The organism is Streptomyces sp. GESEQ-35 (assembly GCF_017948485.1).
GTDB lineage: Bacteria > Actinomycetota > Actinomycetes > Streptomycetales > Streptomycetaceae > Streptomyces.
In genome coordinates this window covers 314,161-329,678 of the sequence record NZ_JAFFSX010000004.1, presented here as the reverse complement: position 1 = coordinate 329,678, position 15,518 = coordinate 314,161, and the positions used below count along the sequence as shown (strand labels likewise).

Here is a 15,518-nt window from a genome sequence, read left to right as displayed (position 1 = left end):
GTAAGTCTCGTACTGGCATGACACTCCTGACAGTGGCAGGACTGTCGCACACCCTCGAATTACTGCCAGATCTGAGGCACACTGGCAGCATGCTGAAGAACGTGGCCGTCGCCCTGCTCGACGGCGTTCATCCCTTCGAACTCGGTGTGGTCTGTGAGGTGTTCGGCCTCGACCGCAGCGACGAGGGGCTGCCGGTGTACGACTTCGCGGTCGTCTCGGCGGAGGGCCCCGAGCTGCGCACCCATGTCCCCGGGTTCACGGTCTCCACGCCGTACGGCCTGGAGCGGCTCGACGAGGCCGACCTGATCGCGGTACCGGCGGGGCGCGACTACACCGCGCGCGAATATCCGCCCGCCCTGCTCGACGCCCTGGTCAGGGCCACGGACCGGGGCGCCCGGGTGCTCAGCGTCTGCTCCGGCGTCTTTGTCCTCGGTGCCGCCGGACTGCTCGACGGGCGGCGGTGCGCGGTGCACTGGCGGCAGGCGGACGAGCTGGCCCGGCGCTTCCCGCGCGCGATCATCGAGCCCGATGTGCTGTACGTGGACGAGGGCCCGGTGATCACCTCGGCGGGCACGGCATCCGGCATCGACGCTTGTCTGCACATCGTGCGCAAGGACGAGGGGCCGGAGGTCGCCAACGCCATCGCCCGCCGCATGGTCGTACCGCCGCACCGGGACGGCGGGCAGGCCCAGTACATCGAGCGGCCGCTGCCCCGGTCGCAGTGCGACACCGTCGGCGAGGTGCTGGTGTGGATGGAGGAGCACCTCGACGAGGAGGTCACCGTCGAACAGCTCGCCATCCGCGCCCATATGTCCCCGCGCACCTTCGCCCGCCGCTTCCAGCAGGAGACCGGCACGACTCCCTACCGCTGGATCCTGCGCCAACGCGTGCTGCTGGCCCAGCGGTTGCTGGAGGCGACGGACGAGACGGTGGACGCGATCGCGGCCCGAACGGGGTTCGGAACCGCGGCCGCGCTGCGCCATCAGTTCGTACGGTCGATCGGGACGACCCCGAACGCCTATCGGCGCACATTCCGGGGCCCCGAAGCGGCCTGACGCATCACCTCGGTACGGGCCTCAGCAGCAGTTTGTGCGGGCGCAGTGTGATGCCCACCCGGGTCCCGTCCTGGGATCCGGACACCTGCTCGAAGCGGTACTTGGTCGCCAGCGCCGCCGTGACCAGCGTCAGCTGGGCCATCGAGAAGTGGTCGCTGGGACACTTGCGGTTGCCCACACTGAAGGGGCTCATGGCGTATTTCGGCACGTCCTTGACCCGATCGGGCAGCCAGCGGTCGGGGTCGAACTCCAGGTTGTGCGCATAGGACTGCGCATCGCGCTGGATCGCGTACGGGCTGTACACGATGTCGGCCCCGGCCGGAATGCGGTAGCCACCGAGTTCCGTGTCGGTCACCGCCCGTCGCGTCAATATCCATACGGCAGGGCGCAAACGCATGGCTTCGACGACGACATTGTTGGTGTGCCTGAGCTTGCGGACGTCATCGAATGCGACGGGCCGGCCGCCGGTCACGGATTCGACCTCCGCCTTCACCTTGTCCGCGTGTTCGGGTTGTTCCGCGAGCATGTGCAGCAGCCACATGATCGTGGACGCCACCGTTTCGCTTCCGGGGGTGAGTATCGCGACGACCTGGTCGTGGATCTCCTGTTCCCCGATGGGGTCGCCATTGTCGTCCTTCGCCTCCAGCAAGGCCGTCAGCAAATCGTCCGGCTTTTGACCGGATGCCCGGCGTTCGGCGACGATCTCGTCGACGAGGAGATGCAAATCGGCCAGCGCCCGGTTGAATTTGCGGTTGGGCGGGAGAGGCAGCCGGTAGAGCGGCCCGAGCGGGACGACCATCCTCCGGTACATACCACGGAAGACGGTCGCGAGCGCGACACACAGCCGCTCCGCCCGCTCGTCCATGTAGTCGCCGCGCAGCAGACAGCGGGCGGCGATCCGCACGGCTATCCGGAACGACTCGGAGGTGCAGTCGACGGTCTCCCCCGGCTGCCAGCGTTCGGTCAGCGCATGCGCCTCCTCCTCCATGATCGGCCCGTACGCCGGGATGGCGTCGAGCCGGAACGCGGGCTGGATGGTGCGCCGCTGACGCCGGTGCCGGGGGCCGTTCGCGGTGGCCACACCCTCCTTGCCGAGCAGCCCTTCGAGCGACTCCCACAGCGGGCCGTCGATCTTGAAGTCGGTGCTCAGTGCCAGCGCTCCGGTGAGGGCCGGGGTGGTGACGGCGTACACCGTCTTCGGGCCGAGCCTCAGCCGGACGACGTCGCCGTGCTCGCGCAGCCGGGCCATGAAGGCCAGCGGGTCACGGACCAGCCTGAAGCCGTGGCCCAGGCCCGGGACCCCGCCGCCCGCGAGGGGCGGCTCACGCAGCTCCGAGGCCTCGAGTTCCGGGGCTTCGGGCTTCACAGACTCGACGGTCATTTCTCACCTGCCGCTTCGTTGTTGACGTACGGGGGCGTGGACCGGTCGTCCCAGGAGTCGACCATGTACCGGCCGGACTCGTGGTGGAACCAATAGACGGTGCTGAACCAGTTCCGCATATTGCAGACACAGGCCCGCACGGTGGCGCTCAGTTCCTTTCCCCGCACCGTTCCGTCGTCGAGTTCGTCGGCGAAGTGCAGGGCCTTCTTTTCGGCGACCAGGAATTCGGATATGCATTCCTCGACGCGTCGCCGTACCTCCCCGATCGCCGCTTCCAGCGTCAGCCCCTCATGCTTGATGAGGCTGATTCCGAGATTGTGCACCTCATCGCCCGCGATTTCCTTGGGCAGCGAACAGAGGTCGTTGTACCAGGCGGCGAATTCCTGGCTCAGCAGAGCCGCCCTGCGGTATGCCGGGTGTTTCCGTACGACGTCCGGCAGTTCGAGTCCTGCGCTCGGCTCCAGCAGATCGGTCCAGATCCAGTGCGCGAACGTGAGGCGGCGCAGCGCGAGATAGTCCTCGACCGTCGGGACGACTCCCTCGGAACGGTTGTGGAATTCCCGGTCGTACGCCTCGATCACCGTGTGGAAGTGCCGGGCGAACCGCGCGTTCCAGGTCTCGGGCAGGAACGAGTACACCCGCACCATGCTGTCCGCGAACCCCGCGACCAGGGGATCCTCGTGGTGCAGATGGTCCTCGGGGGAGTCGAGGGCCGCATGCAACCGGAACCTCAGCCGCCGCCAGGCGGCGGTCCTGCCGTGCACGATGTCACGGTCGTGCCGGTCGTCCCAGACGAAGAACCACGCGCTGTAGTCCGCAATCGCCTGGAGGACCTCCTCGGGGGCACCAATGTAGTAGCCCGCCATGAGGTCGGTGTAGCAAAGGCCGTCGGCATATTCCTCCACCTTGTTCGCCGGCATGAGCCGTTTTTCCAGTAGCCAGGTGCGGGTGTTCTCCTGGAGCCTGGGCCAATACGGATGGAGTTGCCTGGGAAACGCTGTCTCGATCACCTGTAGAGAGAGTGATGGTGGGACCGCGACCGCCGTCGGTGTCGATGTGGTGCTGTGCGAGAAAGCATGCACGAACAAACCCCTCTCAGCCGCCAGTTGACACACACCCCTCCCGCTGTGCCGGGCGTGCGCCGTTGCGTATCCCCGCACTTACATTCAGCACCACAACTGACCGGTCTGGGAACGCATTTGCTCCATTCACTACCCCACGGTGCCGAGAACGTCCCCTTGTGTGACTGAATATGGGTCACCGGATGCACGCATACGATCGAACGTACGACGCACACACGAACGGCGCCTGGTCAGGAAGGGGATCCTGAACAGACGCCGTACGGATGGGACTTGTGGGGCCTCAGTCGACTTCGGCCAACCTCAGTCGGCCTCAGTCGTTCGCGACCACGGGGTAGCGGGGCTCGTTCTCGGCCATCTGCCGCAGCGCGTCCTTGCGTTCGCGCTTGGAGAGCCGGTCGATGTAGAGGTAGCCGTACAGGTGGTCGGTCTCGTGCTGCAAACACCGCGAGAAGTAGCCTTTGCCGCGCACCTTGATCGGGTTGCCCCGCTCGTCCTGCCCGGTCACCTCGGCGTAGTCCGGCCGGGCGAGCGAGGCGTAGGCCGTGGGCACCGACAGACAGCCCTCGCTGCTGTCGTCCAGCCGGCGCTCCTCGGCGGGCAGCTCGACGAGGACCGGGTTGCAGACGACGCCCACGTGCCGGACGCCCTGGTCGTCCTGGCAGTCGTAGACGAAGACCTTCAGGTCGACGCCGATCTGGTTGGCGGCCAGGCCCACACCCTCGGCGGTGTGCTGTGAGGCGAACATGTCCGCGACCAGCTGCTGGAGCTCCTCGCCGAACTCGGTGACGTCCCTGCACTCCTTGTGCAGCACCGGGTTCCCGACGACCGTGATCGGCCGCGAGGTACCACGCTCACGCCAGGCGTTCTCGCGCTCCTCCGCGTCCTCGGTGTCGATGACGAAACCCTCGTCGTCCACGGGGAGCACGCCCACGTGCTGCTGATCGGTGTCCTGCTGCGCCATGACCGACGATGCCTTCCTAAACCAAAACAAGGGTGAAGTTGCGGATACAGGGTACGTGGACGCGCCCCTCCAGGGGCGCGGGGAACTGCGCGACCAGCCACGACGTGCCCGCGGTCGAAAGCCGTCCTCAGCAAACCTCTTCCAGATCCCGCCAGTCCCGCGAGTCCGGACTGTCGGCAACCCACCCGTCCAACAACCCCCGCACCAGCGTGGCCGGCGCCGCAACGCCACACTCCCGCTCCGGCACCCACAACTGCCCGTCGGTCCGATGCCCCAGCGGCCCAGGATGCCCCGGCTCACTGTGATCGTGCGGATCGAGATGCTCCCCGTCACCTTCGTCCGACGGCATCCGCGACTCGGAGCACATCCGACACAGCAACCGCACAGACGACGACCAGTCCTCGGCAGCGAACCCGGCATCGGCAGCGAGCTGCTCCAACGCATCCCGGTCAGCCTCGCTGGCAGCCTCCAGCAACACCACCCACGTCGGCACGGGAGAAGGCGCCCACAGCTCGATCTCGTCGAACACCGGATACGCAGGGCCCGACGCGGTCGTCCGCTCGCCGTGCGGGACGCCGTCGTGCAGCACGACCTCGCCCCAGCGCCGCCCCGACGACGGCAGCGGAATGGACAGCACCTCGATACGCGCGGGATCGAGCCGCCGCCCCCACACGACCTCGGCCTCGCCCTCCGGCGACAGCCGTACGGCCGCACTGCCCAGGTCCATCCCGACGGGCTCCCCGGCGGCACCCGGAGCACCGGGCACCCGCAGCCCGTACGCCTGCCAGGCCCGCCGGGCCAGCGGCCAGTCCTGGAGCGCGGTGGCGGCGATGCCGACGTTCCACCAGTCAGGTGCGCCGGTCTCCCGGTCGAGCAGTGCGACGGCCCTGAGGCCCGCCGCCCGGGCCTGCTCCCAGTCGTGCCGGAACTTGTGCAGCAGGGCGAGGTTGAACCAGGACTCGGAGAGCCAGGGCTCCAGATCGGCGGCCCGTGTGAGCAGCGCGCCCGCGTCCTCGTACCGACCGTCCCCGATCAGTGTGAACGCGCGGTCTGTGGCCTGCCGCCAGGAGGCGGAGGGCCGGTGCCGTCCCTTGCCGAAGATCCTCACGATTCCCGCCTGCCAGTTCCGTGGAGTGGGCTGGCTGTGCCTTTCGCGCCCCCGGACATCCTCTCCTGCGCATCAAACCACGTAGGGCTGGAAGGGCGCTCATTACCCATGGGTTACCCAACCACGGGCAAGGTAAGGCTGTCCCTCGACAGCACCCTGGCCAGCGACTCGACCACTTCGGGCGCGTACTCCCCCGCCTTCGCGAGCCGCAGCTCCTCCAGGGCCTTCAGCGGCCCGCCCGGCCCGGCGTCCCGTGCCTTCTCCTCATAGGCGTTCACCGCCCGTACGATCCGCGCGGCCACCGGCTGTTCCCGGCAGGGGTCGGCCTGCCGTTCCACGACCATGGCGACCTGCGGACTCACCCCGGTCTGCCGTACGACGGCTCCGCCGAGCAGCGCGATCCGCCGCTGCTCGGACAGCGGGAGCACGGCCGTGGCCCCCGCCGGAACCGGATCGACAAGGCTGAGCTGACCGATGTCGTGCATGAGTGCCGCGTACTCCAGGACGGTGAGATCGGGCCCGGACAGTCCCAGGTCGCGTCCGACGGCCGCACTGAGCGCGGCCACCCGCCGGGCGTGCCCGGCGGGTGTGTACCCGGCGATCTCGGTGGCGCGGGCGAGGGAGGCGATGGTCTGCCGGTAGGTCGTACGGACGGCGGCGTACCGCCGGAAGGACAGCTGGGTGAGCAGCAGCGGAAGCGAGAACACGGGCAGCGCCCACAGCCCGACGACGGCCACCGCGAGCGCCATCACCGCGCCCGTCGCACCCACCGCCGACCCGATCCCGAGCATGCCCCGCAGCTCGTCCCGCAGCAGCGGTCCGAAGGGCCAGCCGGTGCGGGACCGGGCGAGGGCCGCGGCGAGGACGGCGTCGCAGAGCGCGGTGAGCGTGAGCAGCGCGACGAGCAGCAGGGCGTAGGCGGGACCGGCGCCCTTGCCGAACGCGCCCTGGCTGTACAGGGGTTGGAAGCAGAAGGCGGCGAACCCGACGGTCAGCACGCGCCGGGCCAGATGATCGGCCGTCGGCCCCTGCCCCCGTGCGATGTGCGGCACGCTCCCGACGAGGGAGGCGGCGAGCACGACGGTGACGACCTGCAGGACGCCGTGCTCCGTGGCCCGTCCCGCGTCCTCCCCAAGCAGCGCGTACGCGAGTGCCCCCGCGGCCCCGAGCGGCGCGGCCTCCCTGACCTCGGCTCCGCTCCACCGGGCGAGCTCGCCGATGGCGACGAGGACGGCGAAGGCGAGGGCTACGGAACGGTCGTCGAGTCCGGTCCAGAGGGTGACGGCGAGGGAGCCGCCTGCCAGGCAGAGCGCGGCCGCGTGGATGAGCAGCATCAGCGGCGGCCGGCGTGGGCTCATCGGTGTGCTCCGGGCCGGCTCTGGGCGGGGCGCGCCGGTGGGACGGTGGGTGGTTCCTCCCCCGCGGTGACCGCAGGGTTCCAGCCGTATCTGCCCAGTGACCGGACCAGCGCCGTGACCATCCGGGGGTCGAACTGCGCCCCCGCACACCGCTGAAGCTCCTCCAGCGCGGTCGCGACCGGCCGGGCCCGGCGGTAGGACCGCGTGGACGTCATCGCGTCGAAGGCGTCGGCGACCGCCACCACCCGCGCACATTCCGGGATCTGGGTTCCCACCAGCCCGTACGGATACCCGCTCCCGTCCAGCCGCTCGTGATGGTGCAGCACCGCCGCCCGTGCCTCCCCCAGAAAGGCGATCCCGCGCACCATCTCGTGCCCGTACTCCGGATGCAGCTCGATGACCCGCCGCTCCTCGGGAGTGAGCGGCCCGTCCTTGCGCAGCAGCCGCGTCGGCACGCCCAGCTTGCCCACGTCGTGCAGGATCCCGGCGAACCGCAGGACCTCGACGCGCTCGTCGTCCATCCCCAGCTCACGCGCGATCATCATCGACGCCTGCCCGACCCGCTCACTGTGCCCGCGCGTGTACCCGTCCTTGATGTCGACGGCCTGCACCAGCGCCCGGATGGTCGCCTGATGCGCGGCCCGCTCCCGGTGATACTGCGCGAACACCCAGGCCGACACACACATCGGCAGCAGCACGAGCAGCGCGGCGAACGGGCCGTACGGGCTGCGCCACAGGACGGCCATCATCAGCCCGGCGAGCCCGTGCACGCCGATCGGCGCAAGGGACCGTAGGAACAGACCGCGCCAGGCCCGCCGTACCGGCACCCTCTCGGCGAGGGCGAGGATCCCGCCGTCCAGCACGCTGAGCACCAGGCAGAACGCCGACACCGCGCCCAGCGCGGGCAGCAGCGCATACGGAAAGTCGGACGCCACGACCGCGTCCCGCCCGCCCAGCGCCCAGTGGACGCCGGCCGCGGCCCGGACGGCGACGACGAGTTCCGCCGCCCGCCAGATCCGCCGCAGTACCCGCGGGCGCCCCGCGACGGGAGACAGCAGCGCTCCGGGCACCGCGACCAGCGCGGCGGCGGGCGGCGGCAGCAGGAAGGCCCCGGCCAGCAGGACGGGATAGAAGGTGCCGAGCAGCCGCCACCGGGTGATCTGCTCGCATCCGGCGTAGAGCGCGGCGAGCAGCGCGACCGCCCACCAGGGCGTCCGTACGGAAGGCAGCGGGAGGAGGCAGAGCAGCGCACCGAGAACGACGCAGGCGACGTACGCGCGTGCCCGCGCTGGTATCGCCTCCATGACGCCCTCCCCGACAGTGCCCGTACAGGCTCAGGAGCCTAGGGCGGCGGGTTGGGCTGCCGCGGGCCGATGACCCGCGGTTAGCACGTTCGAGTGACGACAGCCCGTTCCGGGGCGGGAGTTCAGGACTCCTGCGGTGTCGCGGTGACGTCGTGGTCCGGCACGGTCTGCCCGGAGCGGATCAGATCGAGCCGCCCCAGGACCTTGGCGCGCAGGTCGGTGGGTACGTCGTCATGCCCGCAGCACCGCTTGACCAGCTTCTTCACGGCCTCTTCGAGGCCGTACTTCTCCAGGCACGGCGAGCACTCCGTGAAGTGCTGCTTGAACTTGTCGCGATCGACGTCCGGCATCTCACTGTCGAGGAACTCGTAGAGATGATCGAGTACCTCACTGCAGTCCGTCTCGTGCGGCTCTCCGCAGCTCATGAGCCCGAGCCTTTCGCTTCGTTCGACTCTCCGGCGCCCGCCGGGACCAGTCCGCGCTCGCGGGCGTAGTCCTCGAGCATGCCGCGCAGTTGACGGCGGCCGCGGTGCAGCCGGGACATCACCGTACCGATGGGTGTCCCCATGATGTCCGCGATCTCCTTGTACGCAAAGCCCTCTACGTCCGCGAGATAGACGGCGATGCGGAATTCCTCGGGGATCGCCTGCAACGCTTCCTTCACGTCCGAGTCGGGCAGGTGGTCGAGCGCCTGCGACTCCGCGGAGCGCAAACCCGTCGACATGTGCGACTCGGCGCGGGCGAGCTGCCAGTCCTCGATCTCCTCGGCCGCGGAGCGCTGGGGTTCACGCTGCTTCTTGCGGTACGAGTTGATGAAGGTGTTGGTGAGGATCCGGTACAGCCACGCCTTGAGGTTGGTGCCCTCGCGGAACTGGTGGAAGGACGCGTACGCCTTCGCGTACGTCTCCTGCACCAGGTCCTCGGCGTCGGCCGGGTTGCGCGTCATCCGCAGAGCGGCCGAATACATCTGGTCGAGGAATTCCAGCGCGTCCCGCTCGAAGCGCGCGGTGCGCTCCGCGGTCGACTCCGTGCTCACGTCCGCGCTGACGCCCTGGCCCTCGGGCAGCTCCGCCTGGCCGTTGTCGGTCCCTGCGTCGGTACCGGTGACCGGACCCACCTCCTCAAGATTCCGGGCAGGACGGAAGCCCGTCCCACCAGAATCGGAGGATAGACGACGATCCGGTCCGCCCGCCGCTCGAATAGGAGCGGTCTTGCCCGCATGCAGCACCGTCCAGTCCAGGTCAGCGCGGCTGCTGCCCCTCTGGCAGAAGGTCGAACCCATGCGGCGGACTTCCTCTCCTACGACGTAGGTGCTGGTGACTCAGCACTTCTGTCCCGCACAACAGTGGTCCGCGGTGCAACATTCCCGGCCCTTTACCCGCGTGACGCGCTCCACGTCACCACAGCCCCGGTGATGATCTCCAGCGCCCGCTCCTGAGTGATCTCCGCCCGCTTCGGCACGACGAATCCATGATCGCCGTACGGGACCTCGACCAGCTCATGAGTGCCCTTCGGGAACTCCGCCGGCTTCCCGAACGGGTCGTTGCCACCCTGCACGACGAGCGTCGGCACTCCGGCGCCGAGCAACTCGTCGGCGCGGGACTTCTCGGGCTTGCCGGGCGGGTGGAGCGGGAAGCTCAGAGCGAGGACACCGGAGGCACCGAGCTCCGTCGCCGTACGGCAGGCGACGCGGGCGCCGGCGCTGCGCCCGCCGGCGATCACGGGAAACCCGGGCTTGGCGAGCGCCGGCCACAGGCCCCGCCAGCCCACGTCCAGCGTCTTCGGCGCGGGCGCCAGCTTCTTCCCGGCCACGCGCCAGGGCTGCTCGACGAGGGCGACGGTCACGCCGTGCGCCGGCAGCTCGGCGGCGATCGCCCTGAGGTCGCGCGCCTCGATGCCGCCGCCCGCGCCATGGCTCAGCGCCAGCACGAGCCGCGCCTTCCTCGCCCTGTGCCAGGTGATGCGGGCGTCCCCCGCATCCGTGCTGATGATCTCGGTCGCCACACTCGTCACACTAGAAGAGTGTGCCCTCCTCGGGCCCCTCCAGCTCCTTCAGCAGCTCCGGCCCGTTGTTGCGGACGTTGCTGACCGCGGTGGTCACGGGGTAGGCGCGCATCAGTCCGGGAGGCGGCGGGGCGAGCAGTTCGCGCAGGTCGTCGAGGTCGGTGCGGGCCGGGTCGAGCCAGGTGTCCCAGTGGTCGGGCGTCAGCATCAGCGGCATCCGGGGGTGGATGTCGGACAGCGCGAACGGCCCGTCGGCGGGGGCCACGGCCAGCGGGGTCTGCTCCGCCTCCGTCGTGATCACCGAGCAGGTCACCCACCAGGCCTGCGGATGGTCGTCGGGCAGCGTCTTGTCCCGCCAGAACTCGTACAGCCCCGCCATGGCGAAGACGGAACCGTCAGCGGGGAGCACGAAGTACGGCTGCTTGCGCGGCCGCTTCTTCTTCCCCTCGACCTCCAGGTCCCGCTCCTGCGTGCCGGTGACCCACTCGTAGTAGCCGTCGGCGGGCAGGATGCAGCGCCGGGTGGTGAAGGCACGGCGGTACGACGGCTTCTCGTGCACGGTCTCCGCGCGGGCGTTGATCATCCGGGCGCCGCCCTCGGGGGTCTTCGACCAGGACGGGACGAGCCCCCACTTCAGCTTGCGCAGCTGCCGAACCGGTCGCTTCTCGTCGGCGTCCTTCACAGGACGGTCCAGGACCGCGTAGACCTCTTTGGTCGGGGCCACGTTGTAGTCGGGCTCCAAGGTCTCCTCGGGCTCCCACTTCTCGATCTCAAAGATTCCTGCGAGATCCTCGGGCCTACGACTCGATGCATACCGTCCGCACATACGTGCCACACTGCCAGATTCCGAATGACCAGAGGGAGCACCCCGGACACATGGACAGCAGCACAGCGACCTCTCTGTGGGACGAGCTCGTCGGCACCCAGACCGACCCCGACCTGTGGGTGGTGATCGGGAGCCTCGTCGCCGCGGTCGCGGTGGTCGTCCCGCACGGCCTGTGGCGCATCGCCCGCAACGCCATCACCATCGCCCACGAGGGCGGCCACGGCCTGGTCGCGCTGGTCACCGGCCGGCAGCTCACCGGCATACGCCTGCACTCCGACACCAGCGGCCTCACCGTCAGCCGCGGCAAGCCGTACGGCCTCGGCATGATCCTCACCGCCTCAGCCGGCTACACCGCACCCCCGCTCCTCGGCCTGGGCGGCGCCGCCCTCCTCGGCGCCGGCCGCATCACCCTCCTCCTGTGGCTGGCCACGGCCCTGCTCCTGGCGATGCTGGTCATGATCCGCAACGCCTACGGCGCCCTGACCGTGGTCCTCACCGGCGGCACGTTCGTGGTCGTGTCCTGGCTGGCCGGTCCCCAGGTCCAGGCGGCGTTCGCGTACGCGGTCGTCTGGTTCCTGCTGATCGGCGGGGTGCGCCCGGCCTTCGAGTTGCAGGCGAAGCGGTCGCGGGGCGGTGCGGGCGACTCGGACGCGGACCAGTTGTCGAGGTTGACGCATGTGCCGGCGGGGTTGTGGCTGTTCCTGTTCCATGCGGTGAGCCTGTGCTCGCTGATAGGTGGAGGCCGGTGGCTGCTGGATGCGTGATGCAGCCCCGAAGGGGCGCATCACGCAGGGGCGCGGGGAACTGCGCGACCAGCCACAACGGACCCGCGGCCGACACACGACCTACCCAACCCCCGACTTATAGAGTGGGCCCATGGCCCCGGAACACGCACACACCGCCCTCTGGCCCGCCCCGCACGCAAGCGGAGCCGTCGACGCGACGGTCCACGTACCGGGGTCCAAGTCCGTCACCAACCGAGCCCTGGTCCTGGCCGCCCTCGCAAGCGAGCCCGGCTGGCTCCGCCGCCCGCTGCGCTCACGCGACACCCTGCTGATGGCCGGCGCCCTGCGCGAAATGGGCGTGGGCATCGAGGAGGGCGTCGGCCCCAACGGCACGGGCGAGACCTGGCGCGTCCTGCCGGCAGGCCTCCGCGGCCCGGCCACCGTCGACGTGGGCAACGCCGGCACCGTCATGCGCTTCCTGCCCCCCGTCGCCGCCCTCGCCGACGGCGAAATCCGCTTCGACGGCGACCCGAGGTCCTACGAGCGCCCCCTGAACGGCGTGCTCGACGCCCTGCGCGTCCTCGGCGCCCGTATCGACGACGACGGCCGCGGCACGCTGCCGCTGACCGTGCACGGCGGCGGGGCGCTGGACGGCGGCCCGGTGGAGATCGACGCGTCCTCGTCGTCCCAGTTCGTCAGCGCGCTCCTCCTCTCCGGCCCGCGCTTCAACCAGGGCGTCGAGGTCCGCCACACCGGCTCGGCCCTGCCCTCCCTCCCGCACATCCGCATGACCGTGGACATGCTGCGCGCAGTCGGCGCCCAGGTGGACACCCCGGAGTCGGGCGGCGAGCCGAACGTCTGGCGGGTCACGCCGGGCGCGCTGCTCGGCCGGGACCTGACGGTGGAGCCGGATCTGTCCAACGCCCAGCCGTTCCTGGCGGCGGCGCTGGTGACCGGCGGCAAGGTGCTCGTCCCGGACTGGCCGGCCCGTACCACCCAGCCCGGTGACCGGCTGCGCGAGATCTTCACCGAGATGGGCGGTTCCTGCCAACTGACCGAGTACGGCCTGGAGTTCACCGGTTCCGGTGCGATTCATGGCATCGATGTCGACCTGAGCGACGTAGGCGAACTCACGCCCGGCATCGCGGCCGTGGCCGCCCTCGCCGACTCGCCCTCCACGCTCCGCGGTGTCGCGCACCTGCGTCTGCACGAGACGGACCGACTGGCCGCGCTCACCAAGGAGATCAACGAACTCGGCGGCGATGTCACCGAGACCGCCGACGGTCTGCACATCCGCCCGCGCCGGCTGCACGGCGGGATCTTCCACACGTACGAGGACCACCGCATGGCCACCGCCGGCGCGGTCATCGGCCTCGCCGTGGAGGGCGTGCAGATCGAGAACGTGGCGACGACGGCTAAGACCCTGCCGGACTTCCCCGACCTGTGGACCGGGATGCTCGGGAGCGACGGGGCGTAGGGGCACGCCATGCGCCGCTACGGCAAGCACACCGACGAGGACGACATCCGCAGCCGCCCGAACCGCAAGGGCAACCGGCCGCGTACGAACATCCGCCCCAAGCACGAGGACGCGGCCGAGGGAATGGTCCTCACCGTCGACCGCGGCCGCCTGACCTGCCTCGTCGACGACCGGATCGTGATGGCGGTGAAGGCCCGCGAACTGGGCCGCAAGGCCGCGATCGTCGGCGACCGGGTGGCCATCATCGGCGACATGTCCGGCAAGAAGGACGCGCTCGCCCGCATCGTCCGCATCGAGGAACGCACTTCGGCCCTGCGTCGCACGGCGGACGACGACGATCCGTACGAGCGCGTGGTCGTCGCCAACGCCGACCAACTCGCCATCGTCACCGCCCTCGCCGACCCCGAACCGCGCCCACGCCTCATCGACCGCTGCCTGGTGGCGGCGTACGCCGGCGGCCTGGAACCGCTCCTCGTGCTCACGAAGTCGGACCTCGCCCCGCCCGACGAACTCCTGGAGCTGTACGGCGCCCTGGACATCCCGTACGTCGTCACCAGCCGCGAGGAGCTGGAGAACGGCGACGCGGCGGACCGGGTGCGCGAGCAACTGGACGGCAAGATCACGGCGTTCGTGGGCCACTCCGGCGTCGGCAAGACCACGCTGGTCAACGCACTGGTGCCGAAGGACCGTCGGCGCAGCACCGGACATGTGAACGCGGTGACGGGCCGCGGCCGGCACACGACGACATCGGCGCTCGCGCTGCCACTGCTCGGCGGCGGCTGGGTCATCGACACCCCGGGCGTACGGTCCTTCGGGCTGCACCACGTGGATCCGTCCCGGGTCATTCACGCCTTCCCCGACCTGGAGCCGGGCACCGAGGGCTGTCCGCGCGCGTGCAGTCACGACGAGCCCGACTGCGCGCTGGACGCGTGGGTGGCCGAGGGACATGCGGACCCGGCACGGCTGTACTCCCTGCGTCGGCTGCTGGCCACGAGGGAACGGAAGGAAGGCGACTGACCTCCGCGTTGTTTGTCTGCACGCAAGGTCGGTAAGTGCATAATCGCACCGAGTCCGATCCAAGCCAGACGAAGCAGTCGACGTGTACACACGGGAGGACAAGACATGGCGTGGCTGCTGGTGGTTGTGGCGGGACTTCTCGAAACCGGTTTCGCCGTCTGTCTGAAGCTGTCGCACGGTTTCACCAGGCTGTGGCCGACCGTCGCGTTCTGCATCTTCGCACTCGGCAGCTTCGGCCTGCTGACGCTGTCCCTGAAGAAACTCGACGTGGGCCCGGCCTACGCGGTGTGGACGGGCATCGGCGCGGCGGGCACCGCCATCTACGGCATGATCTTCCTGGGCGACCTCGTGTCGACGCTCAAGCTCATCTCGATCAGCTTCGTGATCGTGGGCGTCATCGGGCTCCAGCTGTCGGGCTCGGCGCACTGAACTCGTTTCACACCAACTGCCGGTACAGCGCGCTCCGTACGAGTTCCGCGACGCCGCCCTCACCGGGCGGGGCCGCCACGCAGGACAGTGCCAGCCGGACGACCAGTTCGCAGGACCGGGCCAGGTCGGCGGTGTCCGACTTGCGGGTGCCGGGTCCGGACAGCGACGCCACGGCGCGGTCACGGACGAGGGCCACCAAGTCACCGGGTGCGGGCAGCGGCCCGTCCGCCCGCCGCTGGGCCGGCACCGCCGAGGAGGACGGCACGGCCGAGAGCGTCGGCGAGGGCAGCCGCTCGCTCCAGCAGCCGGTGAGCATGGCCCGTACGAGCGCGTTCTCCCGGGCCACCGAGGCGGTCCACTCGGCGGTGGCGGTGAGCCGCTCGCGGGCGTCGTTGTGGGTGGCGAGGGCCCGGTCCACACCGGCGAGATAGGCGTCGACCTCTCTCCGTACGAGCGCCCGGGCCAGCCCTTCCTTGCTCCCGAACTCGTTGTAGAGCGTCTGCCGGGACACCCCGGCCGCCGCCGCCACATCCACCATCCGCACCGCGGCCCATGGCCGCCGCGCCAGCGCCGTGTAAGCGGCGTCCAGCAGGGATTCCCGCGCTGCAGGCATCATCGCCTCCCGAGCCCGACCGACTCTGGCCCCAGATTTGACGCGCACGGGGGCACTGTCAAGGGGTCGCGAGGGCAGAAGGAGCGTGCGACGGCGGTCACCGGCACTCGGGTGATCGCGTGGCTGTACACACCTTTCCCCCACCTCACCCTGTAGCCCGGCCCCGACCGCGAAAGAT

The 15,518-nt window shown here is 69.9% G+C and carries 16 protein-coding genes; 5 read left to right on the top strand and 11 right to left on the bottom strand.

What is annotated here, in order from left to right; all coding sequences use genetic code 11:
- The first annotated feature begins 89 nt into the window (after window positions 1-89).
- Window positions 90-1,055 carry a GlxA family transcriptional regulator gene (locus KCH87_RS10860; RefSeq protein WP_210585762.1) on the top strand — a complete coding sequence of 322 codons (966 nt, stop codon included), beginning with the start codon at window positions 90-92 and terminating at the stop codon, window positions 1,053-1,055.
- Window positions 1,056-1,059: 4 nt separating this feature from the next.
- On the opposite strand, the gene KCH87_RS10855 is transcribed toward KCH87_RS10860, so the two are convergent.
- The 10 genes from KCH87_RS10855 to KCH87_RS10810 all read right to left on the bottom strand — a co-directional run bounded on the left by KCH87_RS10855 (window position 1,060) and on the right by KCH87_RS10810 (window position 11,079).
- The gene (locus KCH87_RS10855) at window positions 1,060-2,436 is read right to left on the bottom strand and encodes a cytochrome P450 (protein ID WP_210585761.1); all 1,377 of its coding nucleotides are present in this window, start codon (window positions 2,434-2,436) and stop codon (window positions 1,060-1,062) included.
- Window positions 2,433-3,518, bottom strand: coding sequence for an epi-isozizaene synthase (gene cyc1 / locus KCH87_RS10850; protein ID WP_210585760.1), 1,086 nt, complete (start codon window positions 3,516-3,518; stop codon window positions 2,433-2,435). Before cyc1 ends, KCH87_RS10855 begins: the two co-directional genes overlap by 4 nt.
- 310 nt (window positions 3,519-3,828) lie before the next feature.
- Window positions 3,829-4,479, bottom strand: coding sequence for a peptide deformylase (gene def / locus KCH87_RS10845; protein ID WP_210585759.1), 651 nt, complete (start codon window positions 4,477-4,479; stop codon window positions 3,829-3,831).
- 127 nt (window positions 4,480-4,606) lie between these two features.
- On the bottom strand, window positions 4,607-5,587 hold the full coding sequence (locus KCH87_RS10840) for a hypothetical protein (protein ID WP_210585758.1): 981 nt from the start codon (window positions 5,585-5,587) through the stop codon (window positions 4,607-4,609).
- A gap of 113 nt (window positions 5,588-5,700) precedes the next feature.
- On the bottom strand, window positions 5,701-6,945 hold the full coding sequence (locus KCH87_RS10835; RefSeq protein WP_210585757.1) for an HD-GYP domain-containing protein: 1,245 nt from the start codon (window positions 6,943-6,945) through the stop codon (window positions 5,701-5,703).
- Entirely contained in the window at window positions 6,942-8,249 is a 1,308-nt protein-coding gene (locus tag KCH87_RS10830) for an HD-GYP domain-containing protein (protein ID WP_210585756.1), read from the bottom strand. The genes KCH87_RS10835 and KCH87_RS10830 overlap by 4 nt, the downstream gene beginning before the upstream one ends.
- Window positions 8,250-8,371: 122 nt before the next feature.
- Complete coding sequence (gene rsrA / locus KCH87_RS10825; protein ID WP_210585755.1) at window positions 8,372-8,674, bottom strand: mycothiol system anti-sigma-R factor; 303 nt, start codon at window positions 8,672-8,674, stop codon at window positions 8,372-8,374.
- Window positions 8,671-9,366 carry an RNA polymerase sigma factor SigR gene (sigR, locus tag KCH87_RS10820; protein WP_210585754.1) on the bottom strand — a complete coding sequence of 232 codons (696 nt, stop codon included), beginning with the start codon at window positions 9,364-9,366 and terminating at the stop codon, window positions 8,671-8,673. Before sigR ends, rsrA begins: the two co-directional genes overlap by 4 nt.
- A gap of 257 nt (window positions 9,367-9,623) precedes the next feature.
- A complete protein-coding gene (locus KCH87_RS10815; RefSeq protein WP_210585894.1) occupies window positions 9,624-10,253 on the bottom strand; it encodes an alpha/beta family hydrolase in 630 nt (209 codons plus the stop codon).
- A gap of 10 nt (window positions 10,254-10,263) precedes the next feature.
- Window positions 10,264-11,079 carry an SOS response-associated peptidase gene (locus tag KCH87_RS10810; protein ID WP_210585753.1) on the bottom strand — a complete coding sequence of 272 codons (816 nt, stop codon included), beginning with the start codon at window positions 11,077-11,079 and terminating at the stop codon, window positions 10,264-10,266.
- 50 nt (window positions 11,080-11,129) lie between these two features.
- On the opposite strand from KCH87_RS10810, the gene KCH87_RS10805 reads away from it, so the two are divergent.
- The 4 genes from KCH87_RS10805 (at window position 11,130) to KCH87_RS10790 (ending at window position 14,727) form a co-directional block, all read left to right on the top strand.
- Window positions 11,130-11,843, top strand: a complete 714-nt coding sequence (locus KCH87_RS10805; RefSeq protein ID WP_210585752.1) for a M50 family metallopeptidase — start codon at window positions 11,130-11,132, stop codon at window positions 11,841-11,843.
- Between the two features lie 112 nt (window positions 11,844-11,955).
- Window positions 11,956-13,281, top strand: coding sequence for a 3-phosphoshikimate 1-carboxyvinyltransferase (gene aroA / locus KCH87_RS10800; protein ID WP_210585751.1), 1,326 nt, complete (start codon window positions 11,956-11,958; stop codon window positions 13,279-13,281).
- Between the two features lie 9 nt (window positions 13,282-13,290).
- A complete protein-coding gene (gene rsgA / locus KCH87_RS10795) occupies window positions 13,291-14,298 on the top strand; it encodes a ribosome small subunit-dependent GTPase A (RefSeq protein WP_210585750.1) in 1,008 nt (335 codons plus the stop codon).
- A gap of 105 nt (window positions 14,299-14,403) precedes the next feature.
- On the top strand, window positions 14,404-14,727 hold the full coding sequence (locus KCH87_RS10790; RefSeq protein WP_210585749.1) for a multidrug efflux SMR transporter: 324 nt from the start codon (window positions 14,404-14,406) through the stop codon (window positions 14,725-14,727).
- A 7-nt stretch (window positions 14,728-14,734) separates the two neighbouring features.
- Here KCH87_RS10790 and KCH87_RS10785 read toward each other — a convergent pair whose 3' ends face one another.
- On the bottom strand, window positions 14,735-15,343 hold the full coding sequence (locus KCH87_RS10785; RefSeq protein WP_210585748.1) for a TetR/AcrR family transcriptional regulator: 609 nt from the start codon (window positions 15,341-15,343) through the stop codon (window positions 14,735-14,737).
- Between the last annotated feature and the right edge of the window lie 175 nt (window positions 15,344-15,518).

Coding starts and splice junctions, on each gene's coding strand:
- KCH87_RS10805 (WP_210585752.1), top strand. CDS start 11,130: ATGGACAGCAGCACAGCGACCTCTCTGTGGGACGAGCTCGTCGGCACC.
- KCH87_RS10860 (WP_210585762.1), top strand. CDS start 90: ATGCTGAAGAACGTGGCCGTCGCCCTGCTCGACGGCGTTCATCCCTTC.
- KCH87_RS10855 (WP_210585761.1), bottom strand. CDS start 2,436: ATGACCGTCGAGTCTGTGAAGCCCGAAGCCCCGGAACTCGAGGCCTCG.
- rsrA (WP_210585755.1), bottom strand. CDS start 8,674: ATGAGCTGCGGAGAGCCGCACGAGACGGACTGCAGTGAGGTACTCGAT.
- def (WP_210585759.1), bottom strand. CDS start 4,479: ATGGCGCAGCAGGACACCGATCAGCAGCACGTGGGCGTGCTCCCCGTG.
- KCH87_RS10810 (WP_210585753.1), bottom strand. CDS start 11,079: ATGTGCGGACGGTATGCATCGAGTCGTAGGCCCGAGGATCTCGCAGGA.
- KCH87_RS10830 (WP_210585756.1), bottom strand. CDS start 8,249: ATGGAGGCGATACCAGCGCGGGCACGCGCGTACGTCGCCTGCGTCGTT.
- aroA (WP_210585751.1), top strand. CDS start 11,956: ATGGCCCCGGAACACGCACACACCGCCCTCTGGCCCGCCCCGCACGCA.
- KCH87_RS10790 (WP_210585749.1), top strand. CDS start 14,404: ATGGCGTGGCTGCTGGTGGTTGTGGCGGGACTTCTCGAAACCGGTTTC.
- KCH87_RS10835 (WP_210585757.1), bottom strand. CDS start 6,945: ATGAGCCCACGCCGGCCGCCGCTGATGCTGCTCATCCACGCGGCCGCG.
- KCH87_RS10785 (WP_210585748.1), bottom strand. CDS start 15,343: ATGATGCCTGCAGCGCGGGAATCCCTGCTGGACGCCGCTTACACGGCG.
- rsgA (WP_210585750.1), top strand. CDS start 13,291: ATGCGCCGCTACGGCAAGCACACCGACGAGGACGACATCCGCAGCCGC.